Origin of the sequence: Billgrantia endophytica, assembly GCF_002879615.1 — a bacterium.
In the GTDB taxonomy this organism is placed as follows: Bacteria; Pseudomonadota; Gammaproteobacteria; order Pseudomonadales; family Halomonadaceae; genus Halomonas; species Halomonas endophytica.
Genome location: NZ_PNRF01000032.1, coordinates 185,561 through 198,624 on the forward strand (window position 1 = coordinate 185,561; position 13,064 = coordinate 198,624).

14 protein-coding genes are annotated in these 13,064 nt (G+C 62.2%); 6 read left to right on the top strand and 8 right to left on the bottom strand.

The genetic code is table 11. From position 1 onward, the window contains the following. Positions 1 to 68 precede the first annotated feature (68 nt). Genes C1H69_RS16345 through cysP form a run of 4 tightly spaced genes read right to left on the bottom strand, consistent with a single transcriptional unit; the run spans position 69 to position 3,911 of the window. On the bottom strand, positions 69 to 1,166 hold the full coding sequence (locus C1H69_RS16345; RefSeq protein WP_102654440.1) for a sulfate/molybdate ABC transporter ATP-binding protein: 1,098 nt from the start codon (positions 1,164 to 1,166) through the stop codon (positions 69 to 71). Continuing rightward, positions 1,163 to 1,990, bottom strand: a complete 828-nt coding sequence (gene cysW, locus C1H69_RS16350; protein WP_102654441.1) for a sulfate ABC transporter permease subunit CysW — start codon at positions 1,988 to 1,990, stop codon at positions 1,163 to 1,165. Before cysW ends, C1H69_RS16345 begins: the two co-directional genes overlap by 4 nt. Then, positions 1,990 to 2,853 carry a sulfate ABC transporter permease subunit CysT gene (cysT, locus tag C1H69_RS16355; RefSeq protein ID WP_102654442.1) on the bottom strand — a complete coding sequence of 288 codons (864 nt, stop codon included), beginning with the start codon at positions 2,851 to 2,853 and terminating at the stop codon, positions 1,990 to 1,992. Before cysT ends, cysW begins: the two co-directional genes overlap by 1 nt. A 47-nt stretch (positions 2,854 to 2,900) precedes the next feature. After that, a complete protein-coding gene (gene cysP / locus C1H69_RS16360) occupies positions 2,901 to 3,911 on the bottom strand; it encodes a thiosulfate ABC transporter substrate-binding protein CysP (protein ID WP_102654443.1) in 1,011 nt (336 codons plus the stop codon). 193 nt (positions 3,912 to 4,104) lie between these two features. Here cysP and rpe point away from each other — a divergent pair, with 193 nt between their 5' ends. After that, positions 4,105 to 4,821, top strand: coding sequence for a ribulose-phosphate 3-epimerase (gene rpe / locus C1H69_RS16365; protein WP_102654444.1), 717 nt, complete (start codon positions 4,105 to 4,107; stop codon positions 4,819 to 4,821). Positions 4,822 to 4,834: 13 nt separating this feature from the next. Then, positions 4,835 to 5,110, top strand: a complete 276-nt coding sequence (locus C1H69_RS16370; RefSeq protein ID WP_422666904.1) for a GIY-YIG nuclease family protein — start codon at positions 4,835 to 4,837, stop codon at positions 5,108 to 5,110. 100 nt (positions 5,111 to 5,210) lie between these two features. Here the strand turns inward: C1H69_RS16370 and C1H69_RS16375 are convergent, their stop codons facing one another. Continuing rightward, entirely contained in the window at positions 5,211 to 6,509 is a 1,299-nt protein-coding gene (locus tag C1H69_RS16375; protein ID WP_102654446.1) for an NAD(P)/FAD-dependent oxidoreductase, read from the bottom strand. A gap of 244 nt (positions 6,510 to 6,753) precedes the next feature. On the opposite strand from C1H69_RS16375, the gene C1H69_RS16380 reads away from it, so the two are divergent. Both C1H69_RS16380 and trpE read left to right on the top strand, forming a co-directional pair. After that, positions 6,754 to 7,419 (top strand): phosphoglycolate phosphatase, encoded by a 666-nt coding sequence (locus tag C1H69_RS16380; protein ID WP_102654447.1) that lies wholly within the window; start codon positions 6,754 to 6,756, stop codon positions 7,417 to 7,419. Between the two features lie 88 nt (positions 7,420 to 7,507). Next, the gene (gene trpE, locus C1H69_RS16385) at positions 7,508 to 8,992 is read left to right on the top strand and encodes an anthranilate synthase component I (protein WP_102654484.1); all 1,485 of its coding nucleotides are present in this window, start codon (positions 7,508 to 7,510) and stop codon (positions 8,990 to 8,992) included. 40 nt (positions 8,993 to 9,032) lie between these two features. On the opposite strand, the gene C1H69_RS16390 is transcribed toward trpE, so the two are convergent. The 3 genes from C1H69_RS16390 to mscL all read right to left on the bottom strand — a co-directional run bounded on the left by C1H69_RS16390 (position 9,033) and on the right by mscL (position 11,010). Beyond that, positions 9,033 to 9,263: a hypothetical protein gene (locus C1H69_RS16390; protein WP_102654448.1), complete on the bottom strand. Its 231-nt coding sequence runs from the start codon at positions 9,261 to 9,263 to the stop codon at positions 9,033 to 9,035. Positions 9,264 to 9,335: 72 nt separating this feature from the next. Continuing rightward, a complete protein-coding gene (locus tag C1H69_RS16395) occupies positions 9,336 to 10,352 on the bottom strand; it encodes a metal ABC transporter solute-binding protein, Zn/Mn family (RefSeq protein ID WP_102654449.1) in 1,017 nt (338 codons plus the stop codon). A 229-nt stretch (positions 10,353 to 10,581) separates the two neighbouring features. After that, positions 10,582 to 11,010 (bottom strand): large conductance mechanosensitive channel protein MscL, encoded by a 429-nt coding sequence (gene mscL, locus C1H69_RS16400; protein WP_102654450.1) that lies wholly within the window; start codon positions 11,008 to 11,010, stop codon positions 10,582 to 10,584. A gap of 407 nt (positions 11,011 to 11,417) precedes the next feature. On the opposite strand from mscL, the gene C1H69_RS16405 reads away from it, so the two are divergent. Both C1H69_RS16405 and trpD read left to right on the top strand, forming a co-directional pair. Beyond that, positions 11,418 to 12,002 carry an anthranilate synthase component II gene (locus tag C1H69_RS16405; protein ID WP_102654451.1) on the top strand — a complete coding sequence of 195 codons (585 nt, stop codon included), beginning with the start codon at positions 11,418 to 11,420 and terminating at the stop codon, positions 12,000 to 12,002. Between the two features lie 28 nt (positions 12,003 to 12,030). Next, complete coding sequence (gene trpD / locus C1H69_RS16410; RefSeq protein ID WP_102654452.1) at positions 12,031 to 13,050, top strand: anthranilate phosphoribosyltransferase; 1,020 nt, start codon at positions 12,031 to 12,033, stop codon at positions 13,048 to 13,050. Positions 13,051 to 13,064: the final 14 nt, after the last annotated feature.

Here is a 13,064-nt window from a genome sequence, read left to right on the forward strand (position 1 = left end):
TCCTGATCGAGGAGGGCCGCGGGGAATCCATCGGGCGGAGAGGACGAGGCCGTGATGGCCTTGCCGGGTCAGGACACGGTTTCGAGGAGGCTCATTGCCGCGGCAGTCCGCTCCTCGGGAAATCGGTGCCAGCGACGGGGCACCGCGAAGAGCCGCACACCGCGGGCCAGGTTCAGCCGCTCGAAGTCGGCATGGCGTATCGTGGCCAGCCAGGGTTCGCCCAGCCAGTCGGCTTCCAGTTCCACGCGCACTTCGGCACCAACCGGTGAAATGGCGGTGACGGTAACAGGCAGGTGAGCGTCGGCGGTGGGAGCTTCCACCAGCTCCACCTCATGGGGGCGCAGCAACAGCTCATCCTCGCCGTCGGGTAATGCCACCTTCAGGCTGGCATCGCCGCAAGTGAGCACACCACTGCGCACGGAGCCTTCCAGGTGGTTCACGTCCCCCAGGAACTCGAACACGAATCGGTTGACTGGTGCGCGATACAACGCATCCGGCGTATCGATCTGCTCGATGCGTCCATTGCTCATCACGACCACACGATCGGATAGCTCCAGGGCCTCTTCCTGATCATGGGTGACAAAGACGCTGGTGAAATTCAGTTCGTCATGCAGGTGACGCAGCCAGCGACGCAGCTCCTGGCGTACCTTGGCATCCAGCGCGCCGAAGGGTTCGTCGAGCAACAGGACATCCGGGCGCAGGGCCAGCGCCCGGGCCAGGGAGACACGCTGCTGCTGGCCGCCGGAGAGCTGGGCGGGGTAGCGATTCGCCAGTTGCTCGAGCTGCACCATTTCCAGCAGGCGGTGCACGCGGGCACGGATCTCACCGCTGGTAGGCCGGCTCTTGCGTGGCATCACGGTCAGTCCGAATGCCACGTTATCGAAGACGGACATGTGGCGAAACAGGGCATAGTGCTGGAAGACGAAGCCGACACGGCGATCCCGCACATGGAGGTTGGTCACGTCGCGATCACCGAACTGGATGCGGCCGGCGGGTTCCCGATCGGCCGATTCCAGGCCCGCCATGATGCGAAGCAGGGTCGTCTTGCCGGAACCCGATGGTCCGAGCAGACCCACCAGCTCGCCGTCCCGGATATCCAGGTTCAGCGGCTCCAGGGCGCGGCTGTTGCCGAAATGCTTGGCCACATTCTGTAGGCGGATGCTCATGCATGAACCTCCCGGCGCGCAGCGCGCCATTCCATGCTGGCCTTGGCGGCCAGCGTGAGCAGGGCGATCAAGGCCAGCAGCGATGCGCTGGCGAAGGCGCCCACGGTATTGTAGTCCTGGTAGAGCTGCTCCAGGTGCAGTGGCAGCGTATTGGTCTGGCCACGTATCGCCCCGGACACTACCGAGACGGCGCCGAATTCGCCCACGGCCCGCGCATTGGTCAGGATCACGCCATAGAGCAGTGCCCAGCGGATGTTGGGCAGCGTGACCCGGCGAAAGATGGTCCAGCCCGGTGCGCCCAACGTTACCGCGGCTTCCTCCTCGCGAGAGCCCTGGGCCTGCATCAGTGGAATCAGCTCACGCGCCACGAAGGGGCAGGTCACGAAGATGGTGACCATCAGAATGCCCGGCCAGGCGAACATCAGCTGAATGTCGTGTGTGTCGAGCCAGCCCCCGAGCCAGCCGTTGCGTCCGTAGAGCAACAGATAGATCAAACCGGCGACGACGGGCGAGACCGCGAAGGGGATGTCGATCAGCGTCTGCAGGATACGCCTGCCGGGAAAGCTGAAGCGGGTCACCAGCCAGGCCAGGGCCACACCGAATACCAGGCACATGGGTATCGTGAGCACGGTGACGAAGAGGGTGAGGCTGATGGCCGCCAGCGTGTAGTGGTTGTTGACGTTGGCCCAGAACACTCCGATGCCCTGAGCGAAGGCCTGGGCGAAGATCGCGACCAGCGGCAGCAACAGGAACAGGGCCGACAGAGCCACGGCCAGGAAGACGAGCAGGCGCCGGACCGCCGGGGCATCACCAATTCGCTGCATCAGCCGCGCCCTCCATGCAATCGCTTGATGAAGCGACCTTGCCAGATGTTGATGGCCAGCAGTAGTGCCAGTGACACGAACAGTATCACCGAGGCGATGGCCGAGGCGCCGGCATAGTCATATTCCTGCAGCCGGACGAAGATCATCAGCGAGGTGATCTCGGTCTCGTAGGGCATGTTTCCGGCGATGAAGATGATCGCGCCGAACTCCCCAAGCGAGCGCACGAAGGCAAGCCCGGTGCCGGTGACCAGCGCCGGCCAAAGATGCGGCAGGATCACCCGTCGAAAGGCGGTTCCATCCGACGCGCCGAGGGTCAGGGCCGCCTCGTCCACCTCGACGGGCATATCTTCCAGCACCGGCTGCACCGTGCGCACCACGAAGGGAATGCTGGTGAATGCCATGGCCAGGGCGATGCCCACCCAGGTATAGGCGACCTGCAGGCCCAGCGGCTCCAGCAGGCGCCCCATCCAACCGTTGCTGGAGTAGAGCGTGGCCAGGGTAATGCCGGCCACGGCCGTGGGCAGGGCAAAGGGCAGATCCATCAGAGCGTCGAGCAGACGCTTGCCGGGAAACTCGTAGCGTACCAGCACCCAGGCCAACAGCAGGCCGAAGGCGGCATTGACGATGGCGGCCACCGCCGCCGCACCGATGGTAACGATATAGCTGGCTACCACACGTCCATCGCTGATGATCGCCCAGTACTGGGCCAGGCTGAGGTCCGCCAGCTGCCCGACGAGCCCGGTCAACGGCAGCAGCAGCACCAGCGAGACGAAAGTCAGGCTGATGCCCAGCGACAAGCCGAAACCAGGCAGCACCCGCTTGGGGGTGCTGCCGATACCGATGGAAAGCGATCTGGTGCTCATGACTGGCGTCTCATGGCGTCTGTCTCATGACGTCTGTGGCGGTCGTCTCAGCGACGTTGCAACTGGTCGAGCAGGGCGCCGCCGGAGAAATGGGCGTCCATGGCCTCTTCCCAACTGCCGACGATATCCTCCACCCGCATCAGCTCGGTCTCGGGGAACTGGTCGGCGAATTCCTCCACCACGGCCTCGTGATGGACGCGGTAGTTGAAGCCGGCCAGCAGACGCTGTCCCTCCTCGGTATAGAGGTAATCCAGATAGCCGCGGGCCAGGTCATCATTGCCGTTGCGTTCGGCGTTGGTTTGTACCACGGCGACCGGGAATTCCGCCAGGATACTGATCGGAGGCACGATGACTTCATAGTCATCCTCGCCATATTCGCCGCGGATGTTGTTGACCTCGGATTCGAAGCTGATCAGCACATCCCCGATGCCGCGTTCGATGAAACTGGTGGTGGCGCCACGGCCGCCGGTATCGAACACCGCCACGTTGCGCAGGAAGGTGCGCATGAAATCGTGAACCTGCTCCTCGTCGCCGTCGAACGCCTCCTCGGCGAAGCCCCAGGCGGCCAGGTAAGTGTAACGCGCATTGCCGGAGGTCTTGGGGTTGGGGAACACCAGGCTCACGTCGTCGCGAGCCAGGTCGTCCCAATTTTCGATGCCCTTGGGGTTGCCCTCGCGGACCAGGAACGCGGTGGTGGAGTAGTAGGGCGAGGCGTTGTTGTCGAACTGCTCCTGCCAATCCTCGTCAACCAGGCCGGCATCCGCCAGCACCTGCACATCGGTGACCTGGTTGTAGGTCACCACGTCGGCGCGCAGGCCCTGCAGGATTGAGCGGGCCTGGGCTGAGGAGCCACCATGGGATTGCTGGACTGCGATGCTCTCACCGTGCTCGGCCTGCCACCACTCCTGGAACTCCGGGTTGATGGCGGAGAACAGCTCACGGGCGATGTCGTAGGAGGAGTTGAGCAACTCGCGGTCGCTGGCCATGGCGGGAGCCGTGAGGCTGGCGCCCAAGACAATGGCAACCACGGCACGGTGAAAACGTTTTAGTGCATACATGCATGTGACTCCAGATAGCAGGCGGATTGTCGTAAGGGTAATCCTGCAAAACAGGAATTACAATCATAGTTTTTATTCTATTTGGAGATATGACTGTGGCGCTTTCTTCTCTGGCTCCGGTCTCGTTTCCCGGCTTCTGACGGATCCTGATAGAATAAACCCTTCTTCCGAGGGACAGCCTGGACACCCGCCTATGACCGATGCGCCAATCACCGACGCGACCCGCGATTTTCTCATAGCCCCCTCCATCCTCTCCGCCAACTTTGCTCGCCTGGGCGAAGAGGTGGACAACGTGCTGGCTTCCGGCGCCGATATCGTCCACTTCGACGTCATGGACAACCATTACGTCCCGAATCTGACCATCGGTCCCATGGTCTGTGAGGCGCTGCGCCAGCATGGCATTACCGCCCCCATCGACGTGCACCTGATGGTACGGCCGGTGGATCGACTGATCGGTGACTTCATCGAGGCGGGCGCCACGTACATCACCTTCCATCCGGAAGCCTCCGATCACATCGACCGCTCGCTGCAGTTGATCCACGACGGGGGTTGCAAGGCCGGGCTGGTCTTCAACCCGGCCACGCCGCTGTCGTACCTCGATTACGTCATGGACAAGGTGGATATGGTGCTATTGATGAGCGTCAACCCGGGTTTCGGTGGGCAGGCTTTCCTTCCCGCTACGCTGGCGAAATTACGGGAAGCGCGCCAACGGATCGATGCATCGGAACGGGCCATCCGCCTCGAGGTCGACGGGGGCGTCAACATCGATAACGTCGCCGAGATCGCTCGGGCAGGTGCCGATACCTTGGTTGCCGGCTCGGCAGTGTTCAAGGCAGGGCGGGCGGCCGACCCGCACCGCTACGATACGGTTATCCGCGATTTTCGTGAGCGCCTGGCCAGTGTCCACTGACGCGCCTTCTGCGGTGTCGCGCTGCTGGCACCTCTACATGATCGAAACTGCCAGTGGCGCCCTCTATACCGGCGTCACCACCAATGTGGCGCGTCGTTTCGCGGAGCATTGCCATGGCAAGCGCGGTGCCAGGGCGCTGCGCGGCAAGGGCCCGCTGGCCCTGGTACACCAACAGGCGGCAGGCAGCCAGGGTGAGGCGCTGCGGCTCGAAGCCGATATCAAGCGGCTCAGTCCGGCAGCCAAGCGGGCCTGGCTGGCCGGCCAGGGTGGCGCCGGCGAAAGCCGGTGAGAGGTGCCCCCCGAGTAGGCCTGAAAGATGTCATGGTTGCCCGGGCGAGAGGAGAAAAGTCAGCCAGGCCAGGCCTGGCGACTTTTCTCCAGCGGCCCGTTCAGTGGAGCTTCATCCTGGGACGCAGGTAGCGATTCAGGCCGTCTACCACTACCGTCATGGTGGTCTTGATGGCACCATGAATGGCGAACTGGTGCATACGATACAGGGACGCATAGAAGAACTTTGCCAGGCGTCCCTCGATGAACAGGCTGCGTGCCGACGCGCCTCGCATCAGACTGCCGATGGCTTCGAAGTGGGCAAGGGAAATCAGCGAGCCGCGATCGCGGAAGATGAACGTCCTGAGTGGTTTCCCATCCAGTGTGGCTCGGAGGTTGTGATAGAGCAGGGTGGCCTGCTGATGAGCGGCCTGAGCCCGGGGCGGAACCGGCTTGCCGTTCGCCTGGAGACAGCTGGCGCAATCCCCGAGGGCAAAGATGCGATCATCGTCGAGGCTCTGCAGGGTCGGGTGTACCTTGACCTGGTGATTGCGTTCGGTCGACAGCCCCAGTTCGGACAGGAAGGGGGGCGCCTTGATGCCCGCCGCCCACACGCTCAAGTCCGTCTCGATGCGGGTGCCGTCTGCTGTCGTGAAGCTGGTTTCGTCGACACGGGTGACCCGCGTGTCGACATGCAGTTCGACCCCGAGCTTCTCGAGCTCCCGGTGAACCGCCGTGGTGATGCGCTCAGGAAGAGCGGGCAGAATGCTGGGCGCGGCCTCGATCAGATGAACCTTGAGCTGCCCGCTATCAAGCGATGTGAAGCCATAGCTGTGCAGCATCTTCGAGGCGTCGTAGAGCTCCGCCGCGAGCTCCACCCCCGTGGCACCCGCGCCGACGATACCGACGGCAAGTTTGACATGCAGGCGGCGCTTGGGATCGCTGTAGCGCAGGAATGTATTGAGCATGTCGCGGCGGAAGGCTTCCGCCTGGGCCGGGCTGTCGAGAAAGTGACAATGTTCGGCCACCCCCGGCGTGCCGAAATCGTTACTGACACTGCCAAGCGCGAGTACCAGGTAGTCATAGTCAAGATGCCGGGACGGGAGCACGACGCTGTCGTCGTCGTCCACGATGGGTGCGAGGGTCAGCCGCCGGGCCTCACGGTCGATGCCATCGAGGGTGCCGCGCTGGAAACGGTAGCCGTGGGTCTTGGAGTGGCCCTGGTAGGAAACCTCGTCGAGGCTGGAATCCAGGGCGCCGGTAGCCACCTCATGCAGCAAGGGTTTCCAGATGTGGGTAGGGTTGCGGTCGACGAGCACGACCTCGGCATGCTTGCGCTTGCCGAGCTTGCGACCGAGCCGGGTGACCAGCTCGAGTCCGCCCGCGCCTCCGCCTACCACCACGATGCGTGGTAGTGTCATTCGAGACTCCTGACTGAAAATGGAAAGGGGAAGGGTGGAAACAAGGTTGCCTGGGTCAGGGCGGATCGTCCTGCCAGATGAGCCAGGAAGCATGGCTCGGCGGCGAAGGGGGTTTCACTCTGCAATCGGCAACCGCCAGCCCCAGCATAGCGGGCTACAGGGGTCACTGACCATGGGCAACGCCAGGCACGAGCCGACAGTGGGTGATGCCGGCGGGGTCGCCCCGTGACACGGAGGAGTGGACTTGCATGCGATTCTGAAGGATATACGTCTTGTCGCATTCGACCTGGATGGCACACTTATCGATTCGGTGCCCGATCTGGCGGTTGCGGTGGACATGGCCCTGGCCGACCTCGGCCTGGCGCCGGCGGGCATGGAAAACGTGCGTGACTGGGTCGGCAACGGGTCTCGCAAGCTGGTGGAGCGGGCCCTGGCCGCTGCCTTGAACGATACGCCGCCTGCGGAATTGCTCGAACAGGGCCACCGGGGGTTTCTCGAGCATTACGGCCGTGATCCGAGCTCTCGCACCCGGATTTATCCCGGCGCTCGCGAGGCCCTGGATGGGTTGAGGACCGGCGGGATGCCGCTCGCGCTGGTGACCAACAAGCCGTTCGCGTTCATTGCCCCGATACTGGCGGGCTTCGGCCTGGAGCGGCATTTCGGGCTCTGCCTGGGGGGCGATTCACTGGACCGGAAGAAGCCCGATCCTGCTCCGCTGCTGCATGTGGCGGCCCAGTTTGGCCTGCACCCCCGGGATTGCCTGATGGTGGGGGATTCACGTCACGACATCGCCGCTGGGCAGGCTGCGGGTTTTCGTACCCTGGCAGTACCTTACGGCTACAATCATGGCGAATCGGTTCGTGATAGCCGGCCCGATGACGTGGTTGAATCGCTGGCGGAACTCGTTTAGGGTGATTTTGGATGACTTCAGCAATCGATACGGGGACCCCTCTCATGGTGGTCATGCTTCCCCTTTCATCATTGAGGAACCGGGGATGATGACCCTCGAACGTTTCCAGGAGCTGGCATCCGCCGGCTATAACCGCATACCGGTCACCCGTGAAGTGCTGGCTGATCTCGATACCCCGCTTTCCACCTACCTCAAGCTTGCCGACGAGCCCTGGACGTTTCTCCTCGAGTCGGTACAGGGTGGAGAGAAGTGGGGGCGCTATTCGATCATCGGGCTGCCTTGCCGCGAGCGTATCGAGGTGCGCGGTTTCGTCGTTTACCACATGATCGATGGCGAGCAGCAAGGCGCAGTCGAGGTCGAGGATCCGCTTGACTGGATCGAGCAGTTCCAGGCGCGGTTCAAGGTACCCCGGCTCGACGACCAGCCGCGTTTCGATGGCGGCCTGGTCGGCTATTTCGGCTATGACACCATTCGCTATATCGAGCCGCGCCTGCGTGGTGTCGAAAAGCCGGATCCGCTGGGCGTGCCGGACATCCTGCTGATGGTCTGCAACGACCTGGTCGTGTTCGACAATCTCTCGGGTCGCTTGACGCTATGGACCCACGCTGACCCCGCCGAGGCCGATGCCCATGAGGCGGCGGTCGTGCGCCTGGAGCAGTTGGAAGTCCGCCTGCGAAGCGCCACACTGAACACCATCAGTCCCGGCACGGGTCGCAGTGCCGTGGAAGAGGGGCATTTCACGTCAGGCTTCACCGAAGCGGGCTTCAAGGCGGCGGTCGAGAAGATCAAGGAATACGTGCTGGCGGGCGATGTCATGCAGTGCGTACCCTCGCAGCGAATGTCGATTCCTTATCAGGCTTCGCCACTGGATCTCTATCGTGCGTTGCGAAGCCTCAATCCGTCCCCCTACATGTTCTTCTTCAACCTTGGGGATCACCATGTCGTTGGTTCGTCGCCCGAGATCCTGACTCGGCTGGAGGATGGCGAGGTGACGGTGCGTCCGATTGCCGGCACCCGGATCCGCGGCAAGACCGAAGAAGAGGATCGAGCGCTGGAAGCCGACCTGCTGGGCGATCCGAAGGAGGTCGCCGAACACCTGATGCTTATCGATCTGGGGCGCAACGACGTGGGGCGTATCAGCGAGACTGGCTCCGTCGTGGTGACGGACCAGATGGCAGTGGAGCGTTATTCCCACGTCATGCATATCGTCTCCAACGTTACCGGCCAGCTCAGGCAAGGGCTCTCCGCCATGGATGTCCTGCGCGCCACCTTTCCGGCGGGCACGCTCTCCGGCGCTCCCAAGATTCGTGCCATGGAAATCATCGACGAACTGGAGCCGGTCAAGCGCGGGATCTATTCGGGCGCAGTGGGCTATCTCTCCTGGCACGGCAACATGGACACCGCCATCGCCATCCGCACGGCGGTGATCAAGGATGGTGAGCTGCACGTCCAGGCTGGGGCCGGCGTGGTCGCCGACTCGGTCCCCGAACTCGAATGGCAGGAAACCCTCAACAAGGGGCGTGCGATATTCCGTGCCGTTGCCATGGCCGAGCGCGGTCTCGATAATCTCTGAGCATCAAAAAAGACGATTGAAGAAGGGCGTGTATGGCGGCTCAGTCGACAGGGGGAACGCTTGCGACGCCACCAGCACGGGCGCCGCTTGAAGCCACGTCGAGGACTACCGAGAGATAGAGCCCCAGCACGGCGGTGAGCAGGCCTCTCTGCATGAAGTGATAGGAGAAGGGGGCTGCGATCGCCTCTGGCAGCAACCCGACGATGGTCGTCAGGGCTGCAATCAGCCCGTCGATGATGGCCATGCCAAACAGGTTCGCTGTCTCGATCACGGCAGGACTTCCCCATGTGCGCCGAGGGCCTTCACTTCGACCTGTCCGGCTGTCAGACGAGCCAGCATGGCATCAGTCAGCATGGCATCGGGTGCCCCCAGTACCTGAATGGTGCCGGAACCCCGCTTTCCTCTCTTTCTTCCCCTCGTTCCGTTGTGTTTCCTCTTGCTCCTTCGTTTCATCGACTTCCGTCAACGCGTCGCGAATTACCCGTGCATTGTGACGCATGAGGGCAATGTAGTTGGCTGCTTCCCCATCCGCCTCGCTAAGGGAATCGACATAGAGCGGACCCGCGACGTCAGCGCCGGTATCGTTGGCAATGCTGCGAACATGCCGGTCCGAGATGGTGCTCTCCCAGAACAGGGCGGCCGGCCTGGCTTCGTTGACCAGGTCGATGATGCGCATGACTTGCTGTGGTGAGCCTTCCGTCTCGGCATTCGTGCCCCAGACACCATCATGGCGGAAGTCATAAGCATCGGCGAAGTAGACGAAGGCGGCCTCACTGGTGATCAACAAACGCTTGTCGTCGGGAATATTGGCCAGCATTTCCGCGACTTCCTCATGAAGGTCATCGAGCGCCTCGCGAGCCTTCTCGGCGCGTGAATAAAAGCTGTCCGCCGCCTCCGGGTGCAACTCGGCGAGGGTGTCGGCAATGACCTGGACATAGGCCGCCGCAGCCCGGGGGGCCATCCAGAGGTGTGGATCCGGTTCACCCGTGTATTCGCCGGTCACGATTGGCAGAGTCGGGTATTCAGAGTCTTCGGCCAGGGGCACCAGTGGTGCGCGATTTCCCACCGTGGCATACACCTGGCGCATCCATTGCTCCAGTTGGTAGCCGTTGTAGAACACCAGGTCGGCATCTTCCAGGGCGATGAAGTTGTTCGGTGTCAATTCCCACTCATGAACCTCGGCTCCGGCAGGGGTGAGGGTGACCAGTTGGATATCCCTGCCACCGACCTGGGCAACGAGATCGCCCAGTATCGAGAAAGTGGCTACCACCTTGGGTGATGCTGCCGCTGCGTTGACACCGCCGACCATGGCAGCGAGGGGGAAGGCCAACCAGAGCAGGGCATGGCGGGTAGAGCGCATCGTCAATCTCCTTTTTGCGGTAGCGCATGGGGCCGATGATAGAGTCTGGCGTCTGGCCTGACCAGCCGTGGCAGGCCGAGCTGACCATAGGGGCTTGAGCTGTTCCTCTTCTGCTTGTCCCCCCCGGGTCAGCCTGGTTCATGCCGGCCTGGGAGGAACAAAAAGACCGCCACGCGAGACACCTCTCGGCAGCGATTGACGGCAGGACGATTCATTTCCTCGGGTGGGTTCACTCCTTGGGTCGGCTGGCCAAATGATCGCGAATCTCTCGCAGCAGAAGGACCTCTTCAGGCGGGGGGGCAGGCGGTGTTGGCGATTCGACCTGCTGGCGTCTGAGGCGGTTGATCGCCTTGACCAGCAGAAACACCGCAAACGCGACGATCAGGAAACTCACCACGTTATTGACGAACACGCCAGCATTGAGCGTCACGGCGCCCGCCGCTGTGGCCTCTGTCAGACTGGCATAAGGCCCCTCTCCCTTCAGCACAAGAAAGATGTCGGTGAAATCCACTCCCCCCAGCAGTAGCCCAATCGGCGGCATCAACACATCATTCACCAGGCTCGACACGATAGTGCCGAATGCACCGCCTATGATGATGCCCACTGCCATATCCACCACGTTGCCGCGAACGGCAAACTCCTTGAATTCCTTCAACATGGACGCTTCCTCGCAGATCCGGCGCACACGGCGACGGAGTCGGTTCAACCGGTCAAGTTGAGTGTAGCCGGAACCAGGCGGACTTTAATGACTCGTGCAGCACTGGCCCCAACAGGTATCGCGTTGTCATTATCCGTGTTTGGCCTTCGATTGCCATGGATTGACAGCCAGCCCGGCACAACGGCACTATTGCGTGCATGACATCATCAGATCACATTCGTTCGAGCCGGAAGTGGTGGCGCTCCTGAAGCGGGGCGGCACCGTTGCGTCTTGAATGACCATGCCGCCGTCAGGGCGGCATTTTTGTGGCTGATGTCCCTGCACGGCTGGTGCGGTCAACGAACTCGATCTGGGTAACCTCTGCAAGGCCGAATTGCCATCTGCAACAGAAACAGGACCTTACAGCCATGTCCGTGCTGATGATCGACAATTACGACAGCTTTACCTTCAACGTAGTGCAGTACCTGGGCGAGCTGGGGGCCGAGGTGGTCACCTTCCGCAACGATGCCATCAGCATAGAGCGGATCGAGGCGCTGGCACCGACACACCTGGTCGTATCGCCTGGACCCTGCACGCCCAACGAGGCGGGCATCTCTCTGGCAGCGATTCGCCACTTCGCCGGCGAGCTGCCTATTCTCGGGATCTGCCTTGGACACCAGGCCATCGGCCAGGTATTCGGCGGCAAGGTGGTGCGAGCGCCCCAGGTGATGCATGGCAAGACCTCGCGAATACGGCATCGCGGTCAGGGCGTTTTCAAAGGTCTTGAGGAACCGTTGGAGGTCACTCGCTATCATTCATTGGTGGTCGAGGCGGACTCGTTGCCCGAATGCCTGGAAGTCACGGCCTGGACCGACGAGGATGACGTGACCCCGGGCTTGATCATGGGGCTGCGCCATCGCGAGATGGACATCGAAGGCGTGCAGTTCCATCCGGAGTCGATTCTTACTCGCCAGGGGCATGAGCTGCTGGCCAATTTCCTGAAGCGTCGCTGACCCGCGCCCGACAGAGGAGTGACTGCCCATGCAGATGCGAGACGCCATTGCTGCGGTGATGCGCCGTGACAATCTGGGGTTCGACCAGACCCATGCGGTGATGCATCAGATCATGACCGGAGAGGCCACCGACGCGCAGATTGGCGGCTTGCTGGTCGGCCTGGCCATGAAGGGGGAAACCGCGGAGGAAATCAGTGCCGCGGCTCAGGTCATGCGCGAGCTGATGAAGCGGGTCAGGATAGAAGCCGACAATATCGTCGATATCGTCGGCACCGGCGGTGATGGCGCCAACCTGTTCAATATCTCTACGGCAGCCAGTTTCGTTGCCGCCGCTGCGGGTGCCCATGTGGCCAAGCACGGCAACCGCAGCGTGTCGTCCTCATCGGGCAGTGCGGATCTGTTCGACGTGGCGGGTATCCATCTGGATCTCAAGCCGGACCAGGTGGGGCGTTGCATCGAGCGGGTCGGGGTCGGCTTCATGTTCGCCCCCAACCATCACCCCGCCATGCGCTACGCCATCGGCCCAAGGCGTGAAATGGGCGTTCGCACCCTGTTCAATATTCTGGGACCGCTTACCAACCCCGCCGGGGCACCCAACCAGCTGTTGGGGGTTTATTCTCCAGCCCTGGTGCCCTTGATGGCGGAAGTCCTGCAGTATCTGGGTAGCCATCATGTCATGGTGGTGCATGCCGAGGATGGGCTGGACGAGATCTCGCTCGCTGCCCCCACGCAGGTGGCGGAGCTGAAGGATGGTGAGATTCTCCATTATACGATTACGCCCGAGGAGCTGGGTATCGAAAGCCAGGATATGGCACAGCTCAAGGTGGTCAGTGCCGAGGATAGCCTGCGTCTGGTGCAAGAGGCGCTGGTGGGTGACGGTGCGGCGGCGGACATCGTATCACTCAACGCCGGGGCGGCACTGTATTGTGCCGATATTGCCGATTCACTGAAAGAAGGTGTGGCCATGGCCCAGGACGCCCAGGCTTCCAGGCTACCATTGGAAAAAATGAAGGAATTGGCCGACTTTACTCGAGTGCTGATTCCCTGAGCACTCCCAGTCTG